The organism is Mycobacterium sp. OAE908, assembly GCF_017872775.1.
Taxonomy (GTDB): domain Bacteria; phylum Actinomycetota; class Actinomycetes; order Mycobacteriales; family Mycobacteriaceae; genus Mycobacterium.
Genome location: NZ_JAGGJL010000001.1, coordinates 1,127,585 through 1,153,416, shown reverse-complemented (window position 1 = coordinate 1,153,416; position 25,832 = coordinate 1,127,585). Strand labels below are relative to the sequence as shown.

19 protein-coding genes and 1 pseudogene are annotated in these 25,832 nt (G+C 65.3%); 5 read left to right on the top strand and 15 right to left on the bottom strand.

The annotated features are described in order from the left end of the window. Positions 1 to 4: 4 nt before the first annotated feature. On the bottom strand, positions 5 to 2,083 hold the full coding sequence (locus tag J3E61_RS05540; RefSeq protein ID WP_210082889.1) for a DUF4185 domain-containing protein: 2,079 nt from the start codon (positions 2,081 to 2,083) through the stop codon (positions 5 to 7). 173 nt (positions 2,084 to 2,256) lie between these two features. Next, positions 2,257 to 2,622 (bottom strand): hypothetical protein, encoded by a 366-nt coding sequence (locus tag J3E61_RS05535; RefSeq protein ID WP_210082888.1) that lies wholly within the window; start codon positions 2,620 to 2,622, stop codon positions 2,257 to 2,259. Positions 2,623 to 2,737: 115 nt separating this feature from the next. On the opposite strand from J3E61_RS05535, the gene J3E61_RS05530 reads away from it, so the two are divergent. Beyond that, positions 2,738 to 3,391, top strand: coding sequence for a cutinase family protein (locus J3E61_RS05530; protein WP_192725192.1), 654 nt, complete (start codon positions 2,738 to 2,740; stop codon positions 3,389 to 3,391). On the opposite strand, the gene J3E61_RS05525 is transcribed toward J3E61_RS05530, so the two are convergent. Genes J3E61_RS05525 through J3E61_RS05510 form a run of 4 tightly spaced genes read right to left on the bottom strand, consistent with a single transcriptional unit; the run spans position 3,388 to position 8,637 of the window. Next, the gene (locus J3E61_RS05525; protein WP_210082887.1) at positions 3,388 to 4,950 is read right to left on the bottom strand and encodes a hypothetical protein; all 1,563 of its coding nucleotides are present in this window, start codon (positions 4,948 to 4,950) and stop codon (positions 3,388 to 3,390) included. The genes J3E61_RS05530 and J3E61_RS05525 overlap by 4 nt on opposite strands. Before the next feature lie 8 nt (positions 4,951 to 4,958). Continuing rightward, on the bottom strand, positions 4,959 to 6,068 hold the full coding sequence (locus tag J3E61_RS05520; protein WP_210082886.1) for a response regulator: 1,110 nt from the start codon (positions 6,066 to 6,068) through the stop codon (positions 4,959 to 4,961). Next, positions 6,068 to 6,448 carry a response regulator gene (locus J3E61_RS05515; RefSeq protein ID WP_210082885.1) on the bottom strand — a complete coding sequence of 127 codons (381 nt, stop codon included), beginning with the start codon at positions 6,446 to 6,448 and terminating at the stop codon, positions 6,068 to 6,070. The genes J3E61_RS05520 and J3E61_RS05515 overlap by 1 nt, the downstream gene beginning before the upstream one ends. Further along, the gene (locus J3E61_RS05510) at positions 6,445 to 8,637 is read right to left on the bottom strand and encodes a GAF domain-containing protein (protein ID WP_210082884.1); all 2,193 of its coding nucleotides are present in this window, start codon (positions 8,635 to 8,637) and stop codon (positions 6,445 to 6,447) included. The genes J3E61_RS05515 and J3E61_RS05510 overlap by 4 nt, the downstream gene beginning before the upstream one ends. Positions 8,638 to 8,791: 154 nt before the next feature. Between J3E61_RS05510 and J3E61_RS05505 the strand changes: the two genes are divergently transcribed. Next, positions 8,792 to 10,627 (top strand): acyl-CoA dehydrogenase, encoded by a 1,836-nt coding sequence (locus tag J3E61_RS05505; RefSeq protein ID WP_210082883.1) that lies wholly within the window; start codon positions 8,792 to 8,794, stop codon positions 10,625 to 10,627. Between the two features lie 12 nt (positions 10,628 to 10,639). Here the strand turns inward: J3E61_RS05505 and J3E61_RS05500 are convergent, their stop codons facing one another. Next, entirely contained in the window at positions 10,640 to 11,860 is a 1,221-nt protein-coding gene (locus J3E61_RS05500) for a cytochrome P450 (protein ID WP_210082882.1), read from the bottom strand. Positions 11,861 to 11,951: 91 nt separating this feature from the next. On the opposite strand from J3E61_RS05500, the gene J3E61_RS05495 reads away from it, so the two are divergent. Continuing rightward, positions 11,952 to 12,578, top strand: coding sequence for a TetR family transcriptional regulator (locus J3E61_RS05495; RefSeq protein ID WP_210082881.1), 627 nt, complete (start codon positions 11,952 to 11,954; stop codon positions 12,576 to 12,578). Between the two features lie 6 nt (positions 12,579 to 12,584). On the opposite strand, the gene J3E61_RS05490 is transcribed toward J3E61_RS05495, so the two are convergent. From J3E61_RS05490 to J3E61_RS05480, 3 genes are read right to left on the bottom strand one after another with little or no spacing between them, the layout of a single operon-like run. Continuing rightward, entirely contained in the window at positions 12,585 to 13,847 is a 1,263-nt protein-coding gene (locus J3E61_RS05490) for a DUF445 domain-containing protein (protein ID WP_210082880.1), read from the bottom strand. Continuing rightward, on the bottom strand, positions 13,844 to 14,545 hold the full coding sequence (locus J3E61_RS05485) for a DUF4393 domain-containing protein (RefSeq protein ID WP_210085443.1): 702 nt from the start codon (positions 14,543 to 14,545) through the stop codon (positions 13,844 to 13,846). Before J3E61_RS05485 ends, J3E61_RS05490 begins: the two co-directional genes overlap by 4 nt. 18 nt (positions 14,546 to 14,563) lie before the next feature. Further along, positions 14,564 to 17,290, bottom strand: a complete 2,727-nt coding sequence (locus J3E61_RS05480; RefSeq protein ID WP_210082879.1) for an AAA family ATPase — start codon at positions 17,288 to 17,290, stop codon at positions 14,564 to 14,566. 254 nt (positions 17,291 to 17,544) lie between these two features. Between J3E61_RS05480 and J3E61_RS05475 the strand changes: the two genes are divergently transcribed. Then, entirely contained in the window at positions 17,545 to 18,870 is a 1,326-nt protein-coding gene (locus J3E61_RS05475; protein ID WP_210082878.1) for a hypothetical protein, read from the top strand. Positions 18,871 to 18,957: 87 nt separating this feature from the next. Here the strand turns inward: J3E61_RS05475 and J3E61_RS05470 are convergent. Next, a pseudogene (locus J3E61_RS05470) lies at positions 18,958 to 19,056 on the bottom strand (SHOCT domain-containing protein); the annotation flags it as partial. 778 nt (positions 19,057 to 19,834) lie between these two features. Here J3E61_RS05470 and ponA2 point away from each other — a divergent pair. Further along, positions 19,835 to 22,348, top strand: a complete 2,514-nt coding sequence (gene ponA2, locus J3E61_RS05465; RefSeq protein ID WP_210082877.1) for a transglycosylase/D,D-transpeptidase PonA2 — start codon at positions 19,835 to 19,837, stop codon at positions 22,346 to 22,348. Positions 22,349 to 22,370: 22 nt separating this feature from the next. On the opposite strand, the gene J3E61_RS05460 is transcribed toward ponA2, so the two are convergent. The 4 genes from J3E61_RS05460 to J3E61_RS05445 all read right to left on the bottom strand — a co-directional run bounded on the left by J3E61_RS05460 (position 22,371) and on the right by J3E61_RS05445 (position 25,746). After that, positions 22,371 to 23,258: a sucrase ferredoxin gene (locus J3E61_RS05460; RefSeq protein ID WP_210082876.1), complete on the bottom strand. Its 888-nt coding sequence runs from the start codon at positions 23,256 to 23,258 to the stop codon at positions 22,371 to 22,373. Continuing rightward, positions 23,255 to 24,460, bottom strand: coding sequence for a cupin-like domain-containing protein (locus J3E61_RS05455; protein ID WP_210085442.1), 1,206 nt, complete (start codon positions 24,458 to 24,460; stop codon positions 23,255 to 23,257). Before J3E61_RS05455 ends, J3E61_RS05460 begins: the two co-directional genes overlap by 4 nt. A gap of 13 nt (positions 24,461 to 24,473) precedes the next feature. Beyond that, a complete protein-coding gene (locus J3E61_RS05450) occupies positions 24,474 to 24,719 on the bottom strand; it encodes a BatC protein (RefSeq protein WP_192724257.1) in 246 nt (81 codons plus the stop codon). 250 nt (positions 24,720 to 24,969) lie between these two features. Then, the gene (locus J3E61_RS05445) at positions 24,970 to 25,746 is read right to left on the bottom strand and encodes a hypothetical protein (RefSeq protein ID WP_210082875.1); all 777 of its coding nucleotides are present in this window, start codon (positions 25,744 to 25,746) and stop codon (positions 24,970 to 24,972) included. Between the last annotated feature and the right edge of the window lie 86 nt (positions 25,747 to 25,832).

Below are 25,832 nucleotides of genomic sequence, written 5' to 3'. Positions count from 1 at the left end.
TGGGCTACACCTTCGTCAGGTCGGTGCGCATCAACATCACGTTGTACTGCGACCACAGCGACAGGTTCCAATACAGGTCGGTTCCCGTACCCATCGTGGACGGCGACCACGGATGCATCATCGGCGCGTAAATGCCGCCGTTCTGCTGCGTCAGAATGGTTTTCGCGGTTGACCACGCGCCTTGCGGACTGTCCGAGGTGCGGATCACGATGTTGTTGAACTGGTCGCCGTAGAGGACGACATACTTGTTGAGCGTCTTGTTGTATTGCACCGACATTTCGCTGACGGTGTTGCCCGCGCTGGCGACGCCGCAGGCCCCGCCCTCCTTCCCGAAGACAGGGGTGGCCTTGCCGGGGTCGTTCTTGTACCACCCGGCGGGCGTGCTCGAGAACCAGCTCTTCGTGCCCTTGCTGTAGTACTCGTACTTCGTCGTGTCCAGGATGTCCTTGGGCAGCACGCGGGACACATACGCAGCGCCCTGACGGCCGTTCGGTGTGCCGTACGCGTAGACGTAACCGTCGTTGCCCAACACGAACGCCGCCTGCTGGAAGTTCTTGTTACCGCTCCACGACTGGTTGTACCGGACGGATGTCGGTGCGACGGTCCAGTTCTCACCGTTGTCCGTCGAGTAGGCGATCGCGGAGTAGTTCGTGGTCCACGAGCCCGGGTTGCCCCACTGCTTGACCGACATGAAGCTCATGTACTGGGTGGCCCCGAACCGAGTGCCCGGCGTCGGGAGGCTGATGCCCGCCGTCGGGATCAGCGTCACGCCCGCGGGCAGCTTGCCGGGGAAGATGACCTGCCGTGCTGTGGTCGGACTCGACAACGGCGCGCCGCCGAACATGTTGCCGTTGAACCACTCTCCGTCGGGGATCGACATGCCGTCGACGAGCAAGGTGTCGCCGCTGCGCAGAATCGTGTTGGACCGCCAGTCACCCGTCATGTTGGCGCCGCTGAATGTGTCGCCGACGGCGATGAGTATTTGGTGTTCGTTGTACGGCGTGCTCGGGTCGTCGGGAATACCGTTGTCCCACATCGTCCCGACGTCGGTGCCCCAGATCGAGAATCGCTGGGACGTGTTGTTGGGCAGGAAGTTTCCCGTGACCCAGTCGACGAAGTTCGTCGACGTGCTGAGTTGCTGACCGGGAGCGGGGAAGGCAGGTCGAGGCGGAATGGGGTTATTGATCGAGGCAAGCGCGAGGCTGGTGAGGCGCGCCACCGGCGAGGCGGTGTCGGCCGTTGCGCCGGCCAACACCGCGAAGAAGTTGTCGAACTCCTTGCGCGCGAATGCGAGCAGGCTCCAGATCAGCGGGGGCTGCGCCGGTGTCGTCGGCATGTTGCCTGCCAACGGGTCCAGCACGAAGCCCAGGACGTTCGACACCAGCTTGGTGACGGCGGTCAGCGGACTTTCCGGTGCTGTGGTGACGGCCGGCTGCGTTGTGTCGACGGAGGTGACTTGGGCCGCCATCATCGGCGAGATCCTGGTCGGCGACGCGGCGGCCAGCGTTCGTGCATCGGCGAACACGGCGACCGGATCGGTCGACTCGAGTGCCGCGGTGGGATCGGCGACGGACCGGACAGTGTGGGCGGCCACCGAAGTCGTCGACTCCTCGGCCGTTTTGGTCGACGCCTTTTTGACGGCGGCCGGCTTTGGCTTCGGAGTTTCTTCGGGTGTTTCGGTCGCTGGTGCCTGCGTGGGCTCGGCGCTTTGCGTGGGCTCGGTGGTCGCCTCTGCGGCCTGAGTCGGCTCTGTCGTGGTGCCGGTGGTGGCGGTCGTCCCGGTGTTGGTCTGCGCGCTCACCACGGTGCCGTCCTTGACCGTGGTCGTGGTGGTGCCCGCCGCAGTGCTGGGTTTGTCGGGCTCCGGTGTCGACGGTTCGGTCGACGCCTTCATGTCGGTGGTGGTGGCCGGCGCTTTGGTGTCGGTCGCCCCGCCCGTCGCTGCGTCGGTCGTGTCAGCCGACGGCGGGGTCGCGGGCGCATCGTCGGCGGCGGCGACCCCCTGTCCTGTGGCGATCGCCGTTCCAACGCCCAACGCGACCGCCAGTCCCCCGACGCGTCCGATGTACGCTGCCGCTCCCATGCCCTGCCTCCATGAAGCTTCTCCCCCGTCAATTAGCAATATGGGCCCATTAAATCGAATCGAGGGGACGGCCACAGCAAAAGGGACAAACGTCTCAAGAACAACAGCTGTCGCAGTGGTTTTGATCTTGGTGGGGTTTTTTCGCGGTTTTTGCGTGTGGAGCTATACCTGCGCTAGGGGTACAGCCCGGCCTGTTGAAGCGCCTGCTCGTAGAGTTTGCTCGCCTCGGCGATGCCGTCACCGACCCACGCGTCGACGACTCCGACCCGGTCGGCGACGAGCTGGACGCGGTTCACCCAGACCTGGAAGTCGTCGTCGTGACGCAGCGCGTCGACCTGCGCCTGGGTGCCCTGAATCAGGAAGAAGCCGCCCAGCTCGGTGGTCTGTGGCCGCAGAATCGCGATATCGAACCGCTCGATCCGGTCATTCCCTGCCAGACGCTCGAGGTAGGACCTCGACTCGGTGAGCAAGTCGAGGGCTTGTTTTTCCCGGCCCTGTGTGGGTAGTCCCCATGCGACCCAGAATCCGGATTCGGCCATGGCCCCGACCTTAAACTGAGGATCGGTCTATTCGGGGAAATGTAGGAGTTCACTCATGAAGGACCGAATCGCTCGTTTTCTGCATCTCGCGGGTGTCGCAATCCTGGCTATCGGGATGCTGCTGACCGCACAAATCCCGGCCGCGTCCGCGCAGCCGTGCCCGGACGTAGAGGTGGTTTTCGCGCGGGGCACCGGCGAGCCGCCGGGAGTCGGCGGTGTCGGGCAGGCGTTCGTCGACACGCTGCGCTCGCAGATCGGCGCGAAATCGATGGATGTGTACCCGGTCGACTACGTCGCCAGCGGCGACTTCGGTGACCGCATCGGGTTCGCGAGAACCGTCGTCGACGGGATCAGGGACGCCGGCACCCACGTGGAGGCGACCGCGGCGAACTGTCCGAACACCAGGATCGTAATCGGCGGGTACTCCCAGGGCGCCGTGGTGGCGGGTTACGTGACCGCTGCGGTCATCCCGGATTCGGTCCCTGCCGAATTCCGGTCCTTCATCCCCAATCCGATGCCGCCCGAGGTGGCCAACCACGTCGCCGCGGTCGTTCTGTTCGGCAAGCCGTCGACTCAATGGCTGAGCGACGCGGGCGCCCCGCCGGTGGTGATCGGTCCGCTGTACGTGCCCAAGACTCTCGATCTATGCGCCGACGGTGACACGATCTGCAACGGCGCCCCGTTGGGTGGCCCCTCGATGGCGCACGCCATGTATCCGATGAACGGCATGGTCAACCAGGGCGCAGAGTTCGCGGCAGGCCGGCTCTAGCCGATCACGCAGCCTTCTTCGAGTGCCTGCCCCGCCTCCTGCAGGACGACGGACTGGGCCAACTCGTACAGGCGCGTGGCGTCCTCGGGGGTATCGCCGACTGCGGTCAAACCGACGCGGCCGCACTCGGTGAGGCAGCTGATCATGTGGAACACCACGCCGGTTCGCCGAGCCTGATCGAAATGCAGACCGTGACGCACGACGACGTCGAACAGCTCGCGCACCGTCAGCGCCTTGAGGCGGTCGTCCTCGAAATGGTCGGTCGCGATCAGATGTTTCTCGCTGCCGCTGGGTGTCAGGAACACCCCGCGCTCGCCGTCGTAGGTGCCGTCGGTGAGGAACTGCAGGGTGAGGAACGGATGGGTGGTACCGCCCTTGCGGAGGTTCAACTCGATCGCATATGGCGTCCATGCTCCCGTGTTGTCTTGCACCACAACGAAATCCACTGCGAACCTACCGAGAGCGCCCAACTCGGCCAGGCGTCTGCCGATCACCATGGCGGGCTCGGCGATAGCCGCCGCGTAGTCCGGGTTGGCCGGGAAGACGCAGCCTAGATACTTCTGGCCGCTCTTGCCGCCGAGCAACTGGTCGTGGGTGGACAACAGCTCGACGGTGCCGTCGGGCAGGGCCCGCATCTGCACGCTCGGGCTTTCCAGCGCCTGGCCGGTGATCCGCTCCTCGACGATCCCGCCGTCCTTCTCGAACGCGGCCAGATACGAGTCGACGGACAGGGTTTCGGCTTCCGGCGCCATGTTCATGATGCGGTCCTTGATGACGGCCGCCTCATCGGGCGCGTCGGGAGCGGGCAGGTCGCTGAGGTCCACCATCGCGTTGCCCGCCCCGGAGACCCCTTCGTTGAGCTTAACGATCGCCTGGCTCAGCGACGGCCGCCGCCGCCGCATGCTCTGCACGCCCGCGATGATGTCGTCGACTGTGCGGAGGTCCTCTGCGCCAACCGGACACCGCACGCCGAGATCCTCGAACATCCTGCGGCAGCCGGTCTTGCTGCCAAGATCCTCGAGCCGGGGGTCCGCGCCGTACATCGGAATTCGCAAGCTCAGCGCGACGTCCCGCTCGAGCGGCGTGGTGTTGTACGGGATCAGGTGGCTGCGGTCCGGATCGGGAATCAGTGACCTGATCTCACGCAGAAGTCGCGGCCGTGCAAGCAGTTTCGCACTCAGCGGAAGCGTCGATGCGTCACCGACGGGAACCAACGTCAGGCGGGCGCGCGCGTGGCTGGGGATCACGCCGGGCAGCAGCCCGAGGTAGTACTCGATGATCGACTCGGAGACCGGCTGGCTGGTCACGTAGATCATCTGCAGCCGAGGCTGGCGCAACAACAACAGCAGAAACAGCGCCCGCTCCTCCATGGCCTGCATGACGGTGCCGCTGCCGGATGTGGTGCGGGCGATGCTGATCGAGGGCACCACCACGACCGATTCACCCTCCAGGTCGCGCCGCATCGACTCCCAGACGCCCGGCATGGTCAGCTGTAGTTTGTCGAAGTAGTTGTAGCGTTGGTCTTCGTCGAGCTCCGACAGTTTCTGACTGGGTGCCATGTCTTTCCTTAACTCTCGTTGAGTGCGCTGATGTTGTGCACCCGTACCTTGCGGCTGAATCCCTTGGGCTGCACGTCCCCAACCATTTCGGAGACGCAGATGTCCTCGGTGGCAGCGAGCACGCGGTCGGTCACCAGCACCTGCCAGGGGCCCGCATCCGAACACAGCCTCGCGGACAGATTGGTGACGCTGCCGATGGCGGCGTAGTCGAACCGCCCCTCGAAACCGATCCGGCCGAGCGTCGCATGGTTCTGGGCGATGCCGATGCCCACGGCGAGCTCGTAGCCCCTGCGGCGCCAGCCATCGGCCAGATCGCGCACGGCGTCACGGATCTCAAGTGCCATCCGCACCGCCCGCTGCGCGGGGTCGTCGCATTGGACGGGGTCGTTGAAGAACACCATGATCCCGTCGCCGGTGAACCGTTCCAGCGTGCCTTCGTAGGCATGGACGAGGCGGCCGATGGCGTGGTGATATTCGGCGAGTACGCCCATCACCTCCTCGGGCTCACTGGTCTCTGCGAACGGGGTGAAGTTCCTGAGATCGGTGAACAGGACCACGATTTCGCGGCGGTGGCTGGCAAGCAGGCTCTCGTCGCCGACCACGAGGTCAGCAAGCTGGGGGGACAGGAAACGGCGTAACCGGTTGGTGCGCTCCAATTCCGAAACCTGTTGGGCGACGCGGCTTTCGAGTTCGGCGTTCCACTCGGCCAGCTCGGCGGCCTGGCGCAGGATGGTGTCGTGATAGCGCTTGATCCGCGTCAGCGACGCCACCCGCGCCAGCAGCTCGCTCTTGTCGAAGGGTTTGGTGACGAAGTCGTCGGCGCCAGCCTGCAGTGCCGCCAGCCGTTGTTCACTGCCGCTGGCCGTGATCATCACGACCGGAAGGAATTCCGTAGCGGGAGTTGACCGTATCCGTCGGCACACCTCATAACCGTCCATCTCGGGCATCAGGATGTCGAGAAGAACGATGTCGATGTCCTCCTTCTCGAGCAGCGCGAGCGCTTCGGGGCCCGATTGCGCGGTCAGCACGCGGTGCCCGCGCGGGGCGAGCACCGCGTCGAGCAACTTCAGGTTGGTCTGCTGATCGTCGACAGCCAGTACCGTCGCCGTGATGTCCATCAGTCCGCCTGTCCGCCGAGGAACGCTTCGATCTGGCCGGGTAATGCACGCACGCTGATCGGCTTCTCGATGTAGCCGTCGAAGCCGGCACGCGCTGCCCGCTCCTTGTCCTCTGCCATCGCGAAGGCAGTCACGGCGACGATCGGCACGTCAGGTCCGAGGGTGTCCCTGCGCAGTCTGTGCAGCGTCTCGGTTCCGTCGATACCGGGCAGTTGGAGGTCCATCAGCACCAGGTCCGGGGGAGTCTCCTTGGCCGCGCGCAGGCCCTCCTCGCCCGACTGTGCCTCGATGACGTCGTAGCCGGCGAAGCTCAATACATCGCGGACCAGCTTGAGGTTCAACGGATTGTCCTCGACTACCAGGATGCGGTGTTGCGTCAAAGCGCACCAACTCGTTTCAATGCTTCGATCAACTCATCGCGGCCAATTGGCTTGCGCAGGTAGGCATCCGCGCCGAGGGCGAGCCCGCGGGCCCGATCGTCGACGTCCGTGGCGATGATCACCGGGATGGTGGCGGTGCCGGAATCGTCCTTGAGGTCGGCCAGCACCTGCCAACCGTCGCGCCTGGGTAACCCCACTTCGAGGACGACGGCGGCCGGGCGTTCTTTGCGCGCCATCTCGAGAGCCTCGACGCCGTCTCTGGCCCGCAGCACCCGCGTCGGCGAACCGTCAAGGTAGGCCGAGTTGAGGTCCAACGAGGCCCGGTCGTCGTCGACAAGGAGGATGGCCGGCACATCCGCAGGCACTGCCTCGTCACCCTTGAGCACCCCGGGGATCGAGAAACCGAACGTGCTGCCTTCGCCGGGAGTGCTGTCCAGCCACATGCGCCCACCCCACAGCCAGACGAAGCGACGCGACAGCGTCAGGCCAAGGCCGGTGCCTTCCTCCTTCGGCGCGCCACGACGGCCCTGCTGGAAGGACTCGAAAATCCGTTCCTGGTCTTCGAGTGGTACGCCGACGCCGGTATCGGTCACCGTCACCAACAAATCGCCCGCGTCGCGGAAGGCGCGGACGGCAACGGATCCGCCGTCGGGGGTGAACTTGACGGCGTTGGACACCAGGTTGAGCACGACCTGCTTGAACTTGCGCTCATCGGCATCGATCGTCGCGATTTCGTCGGCGACCTCGACGGTGACTGTGATCGCGTGCTGAGTCGCGCGCTCCCGCAGCATCGTCACGCAGTAGTCGATGGCGCTGATGACGCTGAATGTGCTTTGTTCAAGCACCATTTGGCCGGCCTCGACCTTGGACAGGTCGAGGATCTCGTTCAATAACTCCAGCAGGTGTTTGCCGGAGTTCCAGATGTCGCGCAGGTACTCGTCCTGGCGCTCGTTGAGTTCGCCGAACATCCGGTCCAGCAGCACCTCTGAGAAGCCGATCACCGCATTGAGTGGGGTCCGCAGCTCGTGGGACATGCTGGCCAGGAACTCGGATTTGTGTTGGCTGGCGACCTCGAGTTCCCTCGTCTTGGTTTGCAGCTCACCGAACAGGCGCGCGTTGACGATGGCAAGTGCCGACTGGCCTGCGAAGGTCTCGAGCAGTTCGACGTGGGGACCGAACGAGCCGGTGGTGCGGCGCCGGATCACCAGGACGCCCAAGATCCGCGCCCCTCGCAGAATCGGAACCGCCAGCACGGAACGCCAGCCCTCGCGGAACAACGCGTCCAGGTGGGGGTCGAGTTCGGTCTCGGCGGTCAGGTCAGGGACCTCGAGCGTGTGGTGATCGGTTGCAGCCAGGCCGACCAGCGTCGTCTTGCGGTCAATTGTGATGGCGCGCAACTGCTTCAGCAGTTCGGGGCTGCTGCCGTATGCGGCCCGAACGTGGAACGTATCGGTCGACTCGTCGTACTCCATGATGGATCCGCCGTGGGTGTTGGTCAGCCGCACGGCGTTGCTGACGATCTGGTCCAGCACTTCGTCGAGGTCGAGCGTCGAGCCGACGGCATCGCCGACTTCCCCCAGCACCTCCAGCTGTTCGACCTTGCTGGCCAGTGCGCGGCGCAGCGCGTCCTGGCGCATCACGATTGCGCCCTGCACGGCGAACTCCTCGAGGAGCTCGCATTCGCGGGTGTTGAAGGGCTTGACCCTGGTGCGCCACATCGACAGCACACCGACGACCTCGTTCTGCAGGATCATCGGCGTGGACAGCAGCGTGCGATAGCCGGCGAGGCGTTGCAGGTCTTGGCGCCCGAACTCGGCGTCGTTGAACACGTCGGGAATCTGGATTGTCCGCATCTCTTCGGCGGCGCGACCGACGGTGGATGATCTGTTCCTGGCGAGCGGGCGGTCGAGGACCTGCCTGCGAAATTCCTCGGGGATCTTGCCGGAGTGGCGCGACAGTCGGAACACATCCTCCTCGGGGATGTACAGCGTTGCGGCCTGCGCACGGCAGAGATGGGTGGCGCGCTCGAGGATGGTGTCAAGGATGACCTCGGGGTCGGCGTCGGCACGTCCTAGAGCTGCGAGGATCTCGCGACTTGCCGTTGACTGCTCGCGCGCGTCGCGCAGCGCCTCATTCAGTTGTGTCGAGGCGCGCGAGACTCGCGTCGTACGTTCGCTTCGCTCACCCACTGGTCCCTCCCGAACCCGTCTAAGTCTGCTGTTTACACAGCGACTTGACAGCCAATTGGCCGTGACAGTTTCGTCAATTTCGTCACACGCATGTGATATGCGGCCGCGCTGCGGCGACGGTTACTCTGAGCGCACCGACGGCGAAAGGCTGCCGATGAGCCATTACAAAGCCAACGTGCGCGACCTGGAGTTCAACCTCTTCGAGGTGCTCGACCTCGAGAAGGTGCTGGCCACAGGCGAATTCGGCGACCTCGACGGGCCGACTGTCCGGGACATGCTGTACGAGGCCGCGCGGCTGGCGGCGGGTCCCTTGGCCGAATCGTTCGCCGAGGGCGACCGCAATCCGCCAACCCTCGATCCGCAGACCCATGACGTGACGCTGCCCGACGCGTTCAAGGAGTCGGTGCGGGCGTGGAACGATGCGGGCTGGGTGCGGGTCGGACTGCACGAGGAAATCGGCGGCGTGCCTGCGCCGGCCAGCGTGGGCTGCGCGATCAACGAGTTCCTGTTCGGCGGCCAACCCGCGGCGTTCTTCTACCTCGTCGGCCCGCCCATGTTCGACGTGCTCTACCGCGTCGGCAACGCGCAACAGCGGCACTGGGCGGCGCTGGGGATGGAACGCAATTGGGGCTCGACGATGGTGCTCACCGAACCCGACGCCGGGTCCGACGTCGGCGCCGCGCGCACCAAGGCCGTCGACCAAGGCGATGGCACCTGGCATCTGGAGGGTGTCAAGCGTTTCATCACGTCGGGAGACTCCGACGACCTCTTCGAGAACATCGTGCACCTGGTGCTGGCCCGGCCCGTCGGCGCCGAGCCGGGCACCAAGGGCCTGAGCATGTTCTTCGTGCCGAAGTACCTTCCGGACCCCGAGACCGGTGAACCAGGTGCACGCAACGGAGTTTTTGCCACGGGTCTGGAACACAAGATGGGCCTGACCGCGTCGGCCACCTGCGAGCTGACGTTCGGCCAGCACGATGTACCCGCGGTCGGGTGGCTGGTGGGGGACAGTCACAACGGCATCGCGCAGATGTTCAAGATCATGGAGTTCGCGCGAATGATGGTGGGCATCAAGGGCGTTGCCACCTTGTCCACCGGCTACCTGAATGCCCTCGAATACGCCAAGACACGGGTCCAGGGTGCCGACCTCACGCGGATGACGGACAAGACGGCGCCTCGCATCGCGATCATCGGACACCCGGATGTCCGCCGATCATTGCTGACGCAGAAGGCCTATGCCGAAGGGCTGCGTGCGCTGTATCTCTACACCGCCGCCCATCTGGACGACGTTGCTGCACAACTGGTCTCGGGTGCCGACCCGGCAATGGCCGCGCGCGTCAGCGGCCTGCTGCTGCCCGTCGTCAAGGGGGCCGGATCGGAGCGGTCCTACCAGTACCTCACCGAATCACTGCAGACACTGGGCGGTTCCGGCTACCTCAACGACTATCCGATCGAGCAGTACATCCGCGACGCGAAGATCGACTCGCTTTACGAGGGCACCACCGCCATTCAGGCGCAGGATCTGGTGTTCCGCAAGATCATTCGTGATCAGCGCGGCGCCCTGGACCACCTCCTGCTGCAGGTTCGGACGTACCTCGACAGCGGTGCCGTGCCGCCGAGTCTGCGCGACGCCACCGCGCACCTTGCCGCGGCCGCCGCCGACATCGACGCCATCGTTGCGACGTTCACCGACGTGCTCGTGCAGTCGAGCAGCGAGCCTCGCAACGTCTATCGGATCGGGTTGCAGGCGGTGCCATTCCTACTCGGCCTGGCCGACCTGCTGATCGGTTGGCTGCTGCTGCGCCAGGCCGACATCGCGCTTCGCACGCTCGATCAACAGCCGTCCCCGCGGGATGAGGCGTTCTATCGCGGGAAGGTGGTAACCGCAAGGTTTTTCGCGACCACGGTGCTTCCGCGGCTGAATGCTCTGCGTCGCACGATCGAGGCCGACGATCTCGCGATCATGGAGGTCAGCGAAGACGCCTTCTGATGCGTCGGCGTTTCACCACGTGACGGGCAACTCTTTCATGCCGTAGATGTCCGACTCACCTTTGAACTTCAGTTGCTCCGGTGCTGTCGCCAAGCGCAGCCCGGGGAGGCGCCGCGCGAGCGTGGCGAAAGCGACCTGCATCTCCACCCGGGCGAGGTTCTGTCCGATGCATTGGTGCACGCCGTAACCGAAACCCAAGTGCCCGCGGGCGCTTCGTTCGACATCGAACGTCTCGGGGTTGTCGACGAACTCCGTGTCCCAGTTGCCTGCGGGAAGGTTCATCACGAGCATGTCGCCTGCCCGGATACGCTGCCCGCCCAGTGTGAAATCCTCGAGGGCCACCCGGTCCACCTGGCTGTGCACGATGGTGAGATAGCGCATCAACTCCTCGACGATGTTGGCGACGACGGCGCGATCTTCGGTGGTGGCGAGGCGTGCGAACACCTCGGGATGTTCAAGCAGCGCAACGGTTCCCAGCGAGATCATGTTGGCCGTCGTCTCGTGGCCCGCCTGCATCATGATCACGCCGTTCATGGCGGTGGTCTCGCGGGTGAGTTCGCCGGTCGCTACGTACTCGGAGACGAGATGGCTGATCAAGTCATCGCCGGGAGAGCGCTCTTTGCGGTCTATCAACTCCAGCAGGTAGACGTACATGACGGCGAAGGCCTCGGCCTTCTGCTCGTCGGAGGAGTTCATGTCCATTCCGCGCGACGTGTTGCTCTGGAAGAACTCGAGGTCCTGCGGCGGCACCCCGAGCAGGTGCGCGATCACGAGTGACGGAATCGGCAACGCGAAGTCGCGTACGAGCTCCGCGGGTGGTCCGTTGGCGATCATCGCGTCGAGGTGTTCGTCGACGAGTTCCTGGATCGCCTGCCGCATCGCGTCGGTGCGTCTGAAGGTGAAGACGCTGGTCATCATCCTTCGCAGCCGATGATGCTCGGGATCGTCGGTGCGAGCGAACATCACGGGTATGTGGTGATCCTCGGTGTCGGGAATCAGATAGTCCGGAATGGTCTGCGCGGACAGTCGTGGGTCGACGAGCGCGGCCCGGATGTCTTGGTAACGGCTCACCACCCAGGCCGGTTGGCCCCGGTACATCGCCCGTCGCAGGCCGGGTTCCGACCGCCATTGAGTGAATTCCGCAGGCGGATGCAGCGGGCAGTGCGCAGCACGTGAGGCGGGAATGACGGGCAGTTCCGTCTCCGGGGTCAGATCGGAAGTCGTTGATACCACCGGCGTTTCCCATCAAGTGTCAGATGCCTGTCAGTTGGTCCGAGCCTAGGACGCGCTTTATTGGCAGTCAACTGTCAGTTACGCTGACCACGTGACAGCGGTTACCGAACGGCCATTGCGGGCGGACGCCGCCCGCAACGCGGAACGCATCCTGCGCGCCGCGCGCGAGGTCTACAGCGAGGTGGGACCGGATGCGCAAATCGACGCGATCGCGCGCCACGCCGGCGTCGGCGAGCGCACGATCTACCGAAGGTTTCCGACAAAGGGTGACCTGATCGGGGCCGCCCTGGATCAGAGCATCGCCGAAGACCTCAGCCCGGCGATCGAAAAAGCGCGCCGGGCAGACAACCCGCTGCGCGGCCTCGCGCAACTGATCGAGGCCGCGATCTCACTGGGCGCCCGCGAACACAACTTGTTGACCGCGGCGCTGCGGGCCGGTTCGTTGAGCACCGACATCTCGGCCCCGCTGCATGAAGCGCTCGCCGAGCTTGCCGAGAGGGGCCAAGAGGCCGGCCTGGTGCGCGCCGACCTGGTCGCCGATGACCTGCCGCGAATGATCGCGATGCTCTACACGGTGTTGTTCACGATGGATGCGCGAAGCGACGGCTGGCGACGTTATGTCGCGCTCATTCTGGACGCGATCTCGACCGGTGCCCCCGAGCCGCTGCCCGTTTCGGCTCCGCTGCGTCTAGATCGCGCGTCGAGCAGTTGGATGTGACTGCCTTCAGTGTCCGAACTGTTCGATGAGCAGGACCTGCAACTCGCCGACGACGCCGCCGAGCACGCCGCCGACCGCGATCATCAGCGGTTCGTCGTCCTTGAAGATGGGCCGAAGAATCGACTCGTACTGCTCGTTGGTGAGCTGATTCATCTTTTCGACGATGGTGTTCTCGAGGTCGATGGCGCCAACGGCGTACTCCTGCGCCTCGACCAACGTGGTCGGAAGACGGTCGAGCACCAGCTGCACCACCCGGTCCTTCAGTGCGCGATAGCGTTTCGTGCCGACGGCGAGCACGACGATCGGGCCCGCGATCCCGGTCTGCGCATCGATGGCAGCCTCGACTTCCTTGGCCGCCAACGCGAACAGCTTGTCCGAGCCGGGTCCCTTGAGGATGCCGTCGAGCAGGATCTCGGGTGAAAAGAGGTCGTCGGCAAGGATTTTGGCGTAGTCGCGGGTGATCTTCTCCCGTTGCGCGTGCAGCATTCCCTGGAATGCGAAGATGCCGAGAAACTTCTTGGGCTGCACAGGCCGGAACAGCATGTTGAGTGCGATGTAGTCGCTGATGAAGCCGACGGCGAAACCGAACGCAGGCATGATCCACGGGTTCTTGAACAGGGCCCACGCGATCATCTGCACGAGGCCTATGGCAAGCCCGAAGTAGATTCCGCTGCGCCGGACGAAGGCCATCGCGTCGTCGCTGACGCCGCGCATCAGCTTGACCAGCTTCTCCTTGTTGCGCACCAGCGTGGTGACGGCGAGGAATTGCAGATCGACGTACCGGCCGAGGTCCGCCTTCATCTCGTTGAGCATGTTCTCGGTGACGCGCGGTGCCTGTGCCTGGATGCGCTCTTGCACGGCCTTTCGTGCTGCCTCGGGCAGCGAGTCCCAGAGCCCGGGCCGAATCTGCTCGGCGAGGTCGCGGGAGATGTCGTCGACCGCCTGAACCAGCGGATCACGCAGTGCCTCAACGGCTTCCGCCGCATCGATGCGTTCCAACAACTCCTCGGGCTTGAGCAGGTTCGAGGTCAGCAATTCGATGGTCTTCGAGCCGACCTTGCCTGCCCGTCTCGGCACAATGCCCTGCCAGCCGATCGGCCCGATGCCCTTGAACTCGAGCGGGCGGTAAATCATCTCCAGCGCAACGATCTTGGTGCTCCAGCCGACGAAGGCGGCCACGAACGGCATCGACAAATAGATCAGCCAGTTGGCGCCGAAGTCATGTTTGATCTCCTGCCAGGACTGCAGCGCGACCACAAGGTCGGTCACGACCCGCCCTGTCGCATCGTGGCGGCCCACAGTGACTGGCCGAGGCCGGACAGCGTCAGGGTGAACTTCTCGATCTTCGCGGCGAGGGGCCCGCGGGAGGCGGTCTTGATGGCAGCGAGTACCGACGGCTCGGCCATCAGCACTTCGTAGTCGTCCTTCAAATCGGGGTCCTCGGGACCGATCTCCACCAGGCCGAGTGAGAGCAGATGGCTGACATACGACGGGACCATGCCGGGCAATGCGACGTTGGCGGTCCGCCCGATCAACGATGCGTTCTCGAGCACGGCTCGGCCCTGGACACGGCGCCGGGTCCAATCGTGAATGCTCACCAACGGCGAGGACGAGCCGTCGGACAGCGCGCTGAGGATCCGCGCCTCGTCGGCGACCAGTTGGTCGAGGATGTGATGGAACAGCTCCATCTGACTGCTGCTGGTGCTGTGGTCGAGGGCCCGGTCGAGCAACCCGCGCATCTTCGAGCCCAGCGCTTCGGTGTCCGTGGGCTCTGCTGCGGCCTGGGGCGGGCTCGTCGGCGCCTCGGGCTCCTCAGCCTTTTCGCCGAGCAGCCCGATCAGCTGTTCCTGGGTCCGGATCGAGGTGCGCAGCCAGAATCTCGCGACTCCTGACGCCATTCCGACCAGTCCGAACGGATCTTGGGAATTCCCCACGAGTGAACCGTAGCGGCTGGGGGTACGGCGCAGCAGCGAGACGTCGTCAACTCATGACGAGCGCTCGCGGTAGGCGTTGGTCAACTGCACACGCGAGTTCACGTCGAGCTTTCGGAACACGGCACGCAGATGCGTGTTGACGGTGTTCGGTGAAACCCCCAGTTCCGCTGCGGCTGAACGGTTCGTGTGACCCGAGCTGATCAGGTCGACGACGCTGAGCTCTGTCGGTGTCAGCGCCGCCCATCCAGTGGACGGTCGAGGGGCGGGCGCGTTGATGCGAACGCCGCGGATGCCGTGGCTGCGAAGAAGAGTCGACACCGCACGGCTGCCCCCTTCCGCGCCGGCAAGCTGATAGATTTCAGCCGCTTCGACCAGAGCTTCGACGGCCTCGTCCGGCTGCGTGTGGTCCAACAGGGTTGATCCGAGATCTTTCAGCGCGTCGGCGAGCAACAACGGGCGTGGGGAATCTCGAAGGACACGCACCGCATCGGCAAGCGGGCGGGGATCGTCGGCCAGCGCACCGTGGATGTGCAGTGCGGTGCCTTCCAATGTTGGGACCCCTGGATTGCGTTGTGCGACAAGGTCAGCGATGTCAGCAGCCTTGCTCGCAAAGATGCGGTCGCCGGCGTCGAGGCCGATGCGGGCCAGTATCCGCATCCACGGCGGCGACCACGGCCACGGATCCTCGAACTCGCCGGCCCTGTCGAGCAGCGGGCTCAGAATCGTCAGGCTGCCACCGAAATCGCCCATGCTGGCCTTCAACCAGCCCTGCATCAGGCGCAGGCGCGGGGCATTTCCGTCGTCTTCGACGGGAGCCAACAGCTCCGTCGCCTTGGCCGGATCACCCCGGTAGGTCGCCACGGCGGCGAGCACCATGCGCGCGTTGAGTCGGTAGCCGTAGTTTCCGGTCTCGTCGGCAAGTGTCAACAGTGTCCGTGCGCCGGCTTCGGCGGCGTCGAGGCGCGCGAGGTTGTGATCCTGCCACATCTGGGCATACAGCATCGGCGAGCTGTCGATGTCGTCGGCGGCCTCGCGAGCCTTGACGAGCATGGCTTCGGCATCGTCGTAGCGATCCAGATGCTGCAGTGTGCGGATCTCTTCGGCCAGATACGCCGTATCCGACAGCCGGCGCAGGTCGCTGAAGCGATCCAATGCCAGGCGATGCCGGCCTTGGTTGCGGGCGGCCTCGATCAACGCGACGACGGCCAGCCGCTGAGAGTAGTTGTCGTTCAATCGGTTTCCCTCGGCGAACGCCTTCTGTGCCATGGCCTCGGCGTGTGCCGCCGACTGCGTCCGCGACGCGGCCAACGCGACAGCCGCCGACAATCGCGCTCGCAGCGCCTCGGAGACGCCGTCGTGAGCGAGTGCGACTGCGGCACGTCGCTCCATCTGAACGCATTCGCCTGCCACCCACAGCGCCCGGCAGGCGTGCAGTTCGATCCTGGCGATGATCTCGGGCTCCGCAGCGACGGCCAGCAGCCGATCCGCCACTGCCAGCGCCTCGCCGTCGCGCTGCATGTTGACCAGGGTCTCGACGGCGCACTCACCGGCGCGCAACCACAACCGGTGGCCCTGTGTCGTCAGCGCGAACGCCTGGCGCGCGAGTTCGGCGGCTTGATCCGGCATCGAGACCATGCATTCGCGCGCGGCCTGTTCGAGTGCGAGCACCGCCTCTTCGTCGTCCCGCACGGCGCTGGCGTGAAAGTGGTTGGCGGCGGCCAACGCTGATCCACCTTCGCCGGTGATGTGTCGTGCACACGCGCGGTGCAGCGCACGCCGGTCCGCGGGCAGGATATCCGCGTACACCGTTTCACGAACCAGGTCGTGTGGGAAGAAGACTTCGCCCTCGGCGCTGCCGAGCAAGCCGTTGTCGATGGCTTCCCGCGCCAACAGCCGCAGTTGGGCGTCCGACACGTTGCCGAGGAGGTGTCCCGCGTCGGCCATGCTCATGGCGCGACCCCACACCGCGGCCAGCCGGATCAACGCAGCCGTCTGCGCCGACAGCGCGTCGAGGCGAGCCCGCACCCCGACCGAAAGCTCGGCATTCAGGTCGCCGATGTCCTGGCCCCGTTCGTGGCGACGGGCGAGGCCCTCGATCACCTGCACCGCCCAGAATGGGTTACCGCCAACTCCGCCAAGAAGTTTGCGGGTATGCACCGACGGTTCGGCGCCAAGGAGATCCGCTGCGATGTCGTCGATGTCGGCGGCCCTCAGCGGTCCGAGTTCGATGCGGGTGACCGTGGTGGCGTCGGCCGTCCCCGCGATCAACTCTTCGACGGGTTCGCTGGGCAGCCACCGACTGGCGACGGCCCACACCACCGGCGAACCTGCCAGTCGGGCGGGCAGCACACGGAGCGCGAACCTGGTCAGGCGGTCGGCCCACTGCAGATCGTCGATCGCGATCAACACCGGGCTGTGGACGGTCAACTCCTCGAGCAGCGCACCGATCCGGTCGACGAGCCATAGCGGCTTGTCATAGAGCGGTGCCAGGCCCGCGAAGACCTCACCCGCCAACAATGGCTGCGGGCCGGAGCGCAGCGCCATCAGAAGTGGTGCGCCCGGCGCGATTTGGTCGCCCTGCTCAGCCTTGCCGCTGCCGACCCGGAACGCGGCCCGCGCCGCTTGTTCGACGACGGTTCGCAGCACGGCCGACTTGCCGATGCCTGGTTCGCCGCTGATCACCACAAGCGCGTCCTGACCGGTGCGCGCCGCGCGATCCAGTGCGGTCAGCGCCTTCGACATCGCGTCGCTGCGTCCTCTGAGCGCGACCCGCGCCATCAGTCGTCCATCCCGTCAAGCCCCAAATCGATACCACTGAGGCCGCGCACCCCCGACGGGCCGAACTGTGTTTTACGTAGTGACTAACGCCGCATCGCCGGAATGATTCCGTCCATCTAATCCGCGCCTGGAAAAAGATCATCCATTCATGCGATGGGCAGGCGATGGCTTTGGTGATTGAGTCAGCGCTGCTTGCGACATTACCCGCAAGTAAGTTCCGCCAGTGCCGGCGATCACCAGCCAAGGGGTTTTCCATGCAAGTTGCCAGTCGTCCACGTTTCACGACAGGTGTCGCGCTCGTCGGCGCGAGTCTTGTCGTCGCCTCGACCGTGGCACCGGTAGCCGACGTCCATCTGCCGGATATCCACCTGCCCGCGATCCGCACCATGGATGTCGATCTCACGGCCGCGGTGAATCCGCTCGCGATCTACTCGCAAGTCCTGCATGACGCGCTCACCAACGTCAGCACGCTCGCCGAGAACGCCAAGCCCGGGCAGGTGCTGCAGGCCATCCTCGCCAACCAGCTCAACAGCGCCGGAACGCTCGGCGCTGCCCTCGGCGCGACCGGTGGTGCCGTCGGTGGCGCCCTGGCTCAGCTGCCGCAGACAGTGCAGACCGCAGTCGGTCAACTCGCGGCGGGCAACGTCGCGGGCGCGGCGAACGCCCTGCTTCAGATCCCGCTGACGCTCGGGTTGCCCCTGCAGGACATCCTGCCCGCGCTCGCGACGATCATCACCAAACCGCTGGAGAACATCGTCAACGTGGTCAAGGCGTTCACCGGCGACACGTTGGGGACCGAGCTGATTCTCGCCGGTTTCATCGGACCGCTGATCAGCACGCCCGCCGCCGCAGCGACCGCCGTCCAGAACGTGATCACTGCCGTGGGTACAGGCAACCCGATGGCGGTCGTCGGCGCGCTTCTCGGCGCGCCGGCCACGGTTGCCGACGGTCTGCTCAATGGTGGTTACGGACCTGACCTCGGGCCGCTCGTCGACAGCCCCTTCCCGGTCAAGGCAGGCGGACTTCTCAGTTCCTCCACGCTGGTCTTCAATCCGGACGGCAGCTTCTTCGTCAACACCGGGGGCCCAATCGCCGCGCTCCAGGCCGCACTTGCGAAGATCGCGGGCGCGCTCGCACCGAAGACCCCGGTCGCGGTCAAGACCGCGGACGTTGCGAGTGTTCCGTCGACCGCCGCCACGACCGTGACTGTGTCGACCGGCGTCCCCGCCCCGACCAAGGAGGCGACGACCGCTGTCGAGGCGACGGCACCGAAGCCCTCGTCGAACGGTTCAACCACTAGTGAATCACCAAGCACCACAACGGATTCGAAGTCCCAGACTGCTTCGACCACCAAGCCCACGGAAACCGGCGTCGACGTGACATCCGGCAACAAAGTGGAGCCGAAGCCCGCCAGCGGTTCCGACGTGACCAAGGCGGGCGACGCGACGGAGTCGCCCACGCAGGAAGCAACGACGGAGAAGACGGATACGTCGTCCGCCGCGGACGCCGCGCCGTCCGGCAGTGCAGCGAAGAGTGTGGAAAAGAGCGCAGGCACGGCCAAGCACGCCAAAGCCAAATAGCGCCCTCTGTCGAGGGGTTGGCCTCCTCCATCAAATGCGATGGGGGAGGCCTCCTTTCATGCGTCGGCTGTCATGTGCCTGCGGTGCTCAGATCTCGGAGATGATCTGCTGGCGTTTGTGGGTGTACTCGGCCTCGGTGAGCACGCCGGTGGCGCGAAGCGTCTCCAGTTCGGCAAGCCGTTGGGCTACCGGCCGCTGTTGGGGCTGGGCCGCCTGGTTGACCATCTGCTGGATGGTCTGACCGTTGATCGTGATGCCACCTGCCGGCGGCGACGACGCGGCGAGCGCGGCGACCACCCGCTGGCTCGCCGCATCCCTGCCCACGACGAACCCGTGCGGAAGGCCCGGGGTTCGTTGGCCGGTCGCCGCGCGCTGGCTGGCGATCTGCTGTGCCATCGGACTGCTGTCGGCGTCGATGGGAAGAAAGAGAATGAGGCTCTGACGATCCTCGGGCATTCCGCTCGCCGCCAACATGGCGTCGCGCCCGGGTTGCGCCCGGAATCCCCCGCGGTCCCAAACCTTGAGCACCTGTCCGGGAACCAGGTCGCCCCGGTGCTGCTTGTCCTCGAGCGCATAGACATGAGTGCGGGTGAGGGCCAGGATGAAGCTCTTCGGCAGGCCGGTTCCGTTCGGAACGCTCTTCCAACGCATCTCGCCGCCGCCGGAGGCATACATTTTCGTCGCCTTGGTCGAGATCTGCTCGCATCGCGTGGCGGCCTCGACCGGCTGGGACAGCACCGTCGCCGCGACCGCGGCGGCTTGCTGGTTCATCAACAGCTCACGGTCGGATAGGCGTTTGAGTTTCATGAGCACAAGTAAAGGTCGACCGGTTGGCTACCGATCCCAAATCGGCGACCCTGGGAGCTTGCTGTAAGCGTCATGCGTTGTCCGCCCGCGGTTTACGTAGTGTCACGCTTTCGTCAATAACCGGAATTCGGGCGGCACCCGCGAATAACCTGGAGTTATGTCGGAGGGGCGGCCGACGGGGGCCACAGTCCGCAAGATGGCGGGCTGCTGTGTGTTGGCCGGAGCGCTCGCAGCGGCGTTGATGTTCCCGTTCGTCGGCGGCATCGGGTTCATGTCGAATCGCGCGGCGGACGTCGTCGCCAACGGCTCCTCGCAACTGATCGCGGGTGACGTCCCGCAGGTGTCGACGATGGTCGACACCGAGGGCCATCCAATTGCTTGGCTGTACGCACAGCGCCGTTTCGAAGTGCCGACCGACCAGATCGCCAACACGATGAAGCTCGCGATCGTATCGATCGAGGACAAGCGATTCGCCGAGCACAACGGCGTGGACTGGCCCGGCACACTGACCGGCCTGTCCGGCTACCTCGCAGGCAACCCCGACACGCGCGGCGGTTCGACGATCGAGCAGCAATACGTCAAGAACTACCAACTGCTGGTGACGGCTCAGACCGATGCCCAGCGGCGCGCCGCTGTCGCAGTGACACCGGCGCGGAAGCTGCGCGAGATCCGGATGGCGCTGGCGCTCGACAAGGCGCTCAGTAAAGCCGAGATCCTGACCCGCTATCTCAACCTGGTGTATTTCGGCAACGGCGCGTTCGGCGTCCAGGACGCTGCGCAGACCTACTTCGGGATCGACGCCTCCGAGCTGAACTGGCAGCAGGCCGCGCTGCTCGCGGGACTGGTGCAGTCGACCAGTCTGCACGATCCCTACACCAACCCCGACAGCGCGATCAGCCGGCGAAACGTCGTGTTGGACACCATGATCGAGAATCTTCCGCAGTACGCCGACGAGCTGAGGGCGGCCAAGAACCAGCCGCTGGGCGTACTGCCCCAGCCGAACGGGCTGCCGAACGGCTGCATCACCGCGGGTGATCGCGGGTTCTTCTGCGACTACGTGTTGGACTACCTCGCGCGGGCCGGCATCAGCACGGACCAGGTGGCCCGCGGCGGCTTTCTGATTCGCACGTCGCTGGACCCGAAGGTGCAGGGTTCGGTCAAGGCGGCGATCGACAAGCTGGCCAGCCCCAAACTCGACAGCGTCGCAAGTGTGATGAACGTGATCAGGCCGGGCAAGGACGCGCACCGGGTGATCGCGATGGCGAGCAATCGCGCATACGGACTGAACGACGATGCCCACGAGACCATGCAGCCGCTGCCGTTCTCGCTCGTCGGCGACGGCGCCGGTTCGATCTTCAAGATCTTCACCACGGCGGCAGCCCTCGATATGGGTATGGGCATCGATGCCGATTTGGATGTGCCTGGCACGTTTCAGGCCAGGGGTCTCGGCAGCAGCGATACGCCGGGCTGTCCGAAGGAGACGTGGTGTGTCAGGAATGCCGGCAACTACCGCGGCTCGCTGAAGGTCACCGACGCGCTGGCTGTCTCGCCGAACACCGCTTTCGCCAAGCTGATTCAACAGGTTGGCGTGACCCGCGCCGTCGACATGGCGGTGCGGCTGGGGATGCGGTCCTATGCGCTGCCAGGAACGGCGCGTGACTATGACCCCGACAGCAACGAAAGCCTGGCCGACTTCATCAAGAGACAGAACATGGGGTCGTTCACGCTGGGGCCGTTCGAGCTCAACGCACTCGAACTGTCGAATGTTGCGGCAACGCTGGCCTCGGGTGGGGTGTGGTGCCCGCCGAATCCGGTCGACAAGATATTCGACCGCCACGGCAACGAGGTTCCGGTTGCCACACAGCCGTGCGAGCAGGCGGTGCCCACAGGGCTGGCCAACACGTTGGCGAACGCCCTGAGCAAGGACGCGTTGAGTCCGGGGACCGCGTCCGGCGCCGCGGCCTCGGTGGGGTGGGACCTGCCGATGTCGGGTAAGACCGGCACGACGGAAGCGCATCGCTCCGCCGGCTTCGTGGGATTCACAAATCAATACGCGGCCGCGAACTATATCTTCGACGACTCCAGCAATCCGGCCGGAATCTGCTCGTTCCCACTGCGCAAGTGCGGCAGCGGCGACCTCTTTGGCGGCAGCGAGCCGGCCCGCACCTGGTTCGAGGCGATGAAGCCGATTGCCACCGACTTCGGCGATGTACACCTTCCCCCGACGGATCTGCGCTACGTCGACGGCACATCCGGCAGCCAGGTGCCGAATGTCTCGGGCATGAAGCTCGATGCCGCGCGAGAGCGGCTGAAGAATGCCGGATTTCAGGTTGCCGACCAGGCCACACCGGTGAACAGCTTCTCGAGCTACGGCACCGTGGTCGGAACCTCCCCAAGCGGTAAGACGATTCCGGGATCGATCATCACGATCAACATCAGCAACGGCGTCCCGCCCGCACCGCCGCCGCCGCCTCCGCCACCGCCGGGCGAGCCGCCGCCTCCGGTCGTTCCGCCCGACGGCATGACCGTCGTCGAGATTCCCGGGCTGCCACCGATTTTCGTGCCTCTGGTCGCGCCGCCGCCTGGCGAACCGCCTCCGCCGTTCGCGCCGCCGCCGCCACCCTTCGCGCCACCACCGCCGCCGCCATTGGCACCGCCGCCGCCACCGTGACGGCCGCGCTCAAGGGATGCGATTACGCCGACGTGATCATGTCGAGGGCGAAGGTCCGGACCCGGCCGGAAACCTGTGCGTGACACTGTGACAGCAGAGGCTCTGACATTTCCTCGCGAAGCCATACCTCGATGGGCCCCGCCGCGCCGCGAAGCAGAACGCGGATTTTGCCCTCGCCGCGCTCCACGGCCAGCGGAGGTAAGCCCGCAATGCGGTCGTCGCCGGTGGCTTCCCGTGCGAAGTATTGCGCGGCTTGCACGGCGTGCGGCAGCGAGGTGCGGCCGCGCAATAGCGTGTTGTCGAGCCGCCCCTCGAGATACAACCGCACCAGGTCGGCCGAATCGGTCGAGTCGACCCGGCCGTAACAGAGTCCCTCGGGTAGCACCAGCATGGTGGCGGCAAACCGATCGCCGCCCAAATGCGAGCATTCCCAAGTGAAGTCGGGGTACTTTGCCGCAATCGCCTTGCATGCGCTGCGGCCGCGAACAGCGCAACACTGGTCGTGCTTGCCGTGGGCGCAGACCGCGACAAGTGGATCCGTACACACCGCGCCATCGCTGCCGTCGAGTGCGAGATCCAGATAGTCGCGCGGATCGCTCACCTCCCCGCTGTAGAGCACCTCGTTGCCGACTTCGGAGTGCGCGATGAACCAGCGCCATCGCGGCGTGGACGGGCGTCGGCCGTGCTTGCGTATGGCCGCGATACGCATCTTTGCCTTCTCGACGCGACGGACAATGGCGCGACCGATTTCGGGATCGATCACCGACGGAGACCGAAGAAACGCCGAATGCCCCCAGCCGCCCGCTAATTCGAGTAGCACCCACGACAGGCCCGCCGAAGCCGTGCCGTACATCGGATCGTCCCTTGCGAGCGACTGGTCACTGCACGGCACCCGCTTAGCAGCCGTCATCCGTTCACCGGTACGACAACCGCCTCCCGCAGCAGGCGGCGGATCAGCACTGTGGCGTCCGCGCGGTCCAGACCCGGCAACGTCTCGGCATCGGCCGTCATCCCCTGGTGAAGCGCCGCCACGGCGTCGGCACACGCGATCGGAAACGTCATCACCTTGTCAGGCAACCGGAGCACGACACGCCCGTCGGAGTATTCCGTGGTGGCGACGAGCCCGCGGCGCCACCGGACCACTGAGGTGCCTGCGCGTTCTGATGCGTCGACCGCAGCAAGCGGACGGACTGCGACGGGCCGTGTCCGCTCGGCGTGGCTTTGAATCAGTTGCGCGGCGGCGCCGGCGCTGAGCACAGCCGCCTCGTCCCGCAACGTGTCGACCACTTCGGCCATCACCTTGGTCACCGTGGCGTCGAGCTCATCCTGGTCGGTCGGGTCATGGCCCAGCGGCAGCGGCTTTCTGAAATCTTCGATCGTCGCAAACTGATCGATGACCGCGCGCGCCACGTCCAGTGCCGTCACGGCAGAGATGCCAACAGTGATGTGGACGGACGTGCTGTCCAAGGCTTGCGCCGCATGCACCCACCCACGCGGTATGTACAGTGCGTCGCCTTCGGAAAGCACAGCGTCGATCACTGGATCGGCGGTCACTCGCTCCGCGATCGCGGACCGATATTGCGTCCACGGTTGAGAGGGCAGCGGATGGTTGTGTACCGGCTCGTGCACTACCCAGCGCTTCTGCCCAGCCGCCTGCAGGACGAAGACGTCGTGGACGTCGTAATGCGGATCGAACCCGCGATTGCCGGGCGGGGTGATGTACGCGTTCGCCTGCACAGGATGGCCGAATTCGTCGACCGCTTGCCGGACGAAGTCGATGAGCGGTGGCCAGAGCCGATGCAAACCCTGCAACACAATCGTTGCGCCAGAAGCGAACTGGGCGAGCACCTTGGCGGAGTCCACTTGGTCGGGCATCTCCGCGCCAAAGCCGGCCGGGCCGAGATAGCAATCCCGGGCCAAGACCTCGCCCTCCTTGGCCAACCGGATGAACGGCGCGCGCACTCCGCGCTCGGCGATCAATTCGTCGACCGTGTCGGCCGAAAGCAAATCGCTGAAACCGCGGGGCAGCGCGCTCGACGGGCTGAGTAGCGGCTTACGGCCCCAGAACTCAGTGGCGAATGATCCGGGGTCGGTCGCGATGCAGCGACTCAGTGCCGCGAAGCGCTCATGCGGTTCCGTCGGCACCGCCGTCGTGGCCTTCAGGGTTCGAGCCGCCGTCGGCCGGGCCTTCGCCGCCCGCGCTGCCGTCGGCTCCGCCGTCGTGGCCTTCAGGGTTCGAGCCGCCGTCAGCTGGGCCTTCGCCGCCCGCGCTGCCGTCGGCTCCGCCGTCGTGGCCCTGCGGGTTTGAGCCGCCGTCAGCGGTACCCTCGCCGCCGCCCGAGGTGGTGATGTCGTCGTCGTTCAGTGCCATGGTGATCCCTTCCCGCGATGCGTGGGCGCAGAGTTACCCGGGACCGTCGTTGTGAAACGCTTTCGTTCTTTCATCTGACGGGTATTGCATCGGCATGGAACCGACGAACGACCCGCAGGCGACGCCGAAGGACGCCACTAAGGCGACGGAAGAACAGCGTGAGCTCCAAAGCGAGCTCGATCATCAACATGACGATCCAGACGCTCCTGGGCGGCACCAGTCGAAGGATCAGGTCGCTGACGAAACCTAGTCACACGTAGCCCCAATCCACGACGAACCGGTGTGAGGGGTCAGCCGGGTCGACCGCACACGTCAGAGGGAGGCCGACGGCCAGGTTGGGAACTTGGGCGACGGGTACCGATTGGACGGCTCTACCGACAGTCGGAGCGAGATTCGGGAGATGAAGCTCGACTTCGAGCATGTAGTGCGGGGCGTCGATGAATTCGGGTCGGCTGGGAGTCCTGCCTAGGCTGCGGGGTGTCGATCCCGTGGCGGCGAACGACTTCAGCACTGCAGGCACGCGCTGACCCGACGCGAGCAAGGCTGCCGCCGATAACACGGCGGCGTTCTGCTGCGCGAAACCCGGTACGGCACTTGGGTTCTGGCTGAACGCACCGTCAACCGCGGCCTTGATTTGATCGGCGAGGTCAGCGGGCTGCGGTGACCCCGACCATCCTGTGTCCGGTGACCACGAGGACTGGTTGAACGTGACCTTCGGCGGCAGGTTGACAACACGCGTCTGGACAGCTGACCTCGCTTGCGGTTGGCTGCGGCCGAGTCGAAGCCTCTTCCGGTTCGTCTCACTGACTTCGACCGCGACAGTGCTTCCCTTTTGGAAGGCACCCAAGTCCCATGGCGCGATATTCCACCACACTTTGACCTCGTAGGGCTCGTGACCGAGGATCGACACCCTCAATCGGAGCCGGCAGATCATCAGAGTCGGGCCGTTTATCGCGACGGAGCCGATCTGCTTCAACGACAACACTTCCGCCGTTCCGGGCACTACCGGCCCGCGGATCTTTCGCATTTGACGAATGACGAACGGGGCCAAGACCGGAACACCGCCGAAGATGGTCGCGGAGAGGATCCCGATCTACAAGCTGATGTGGCCCG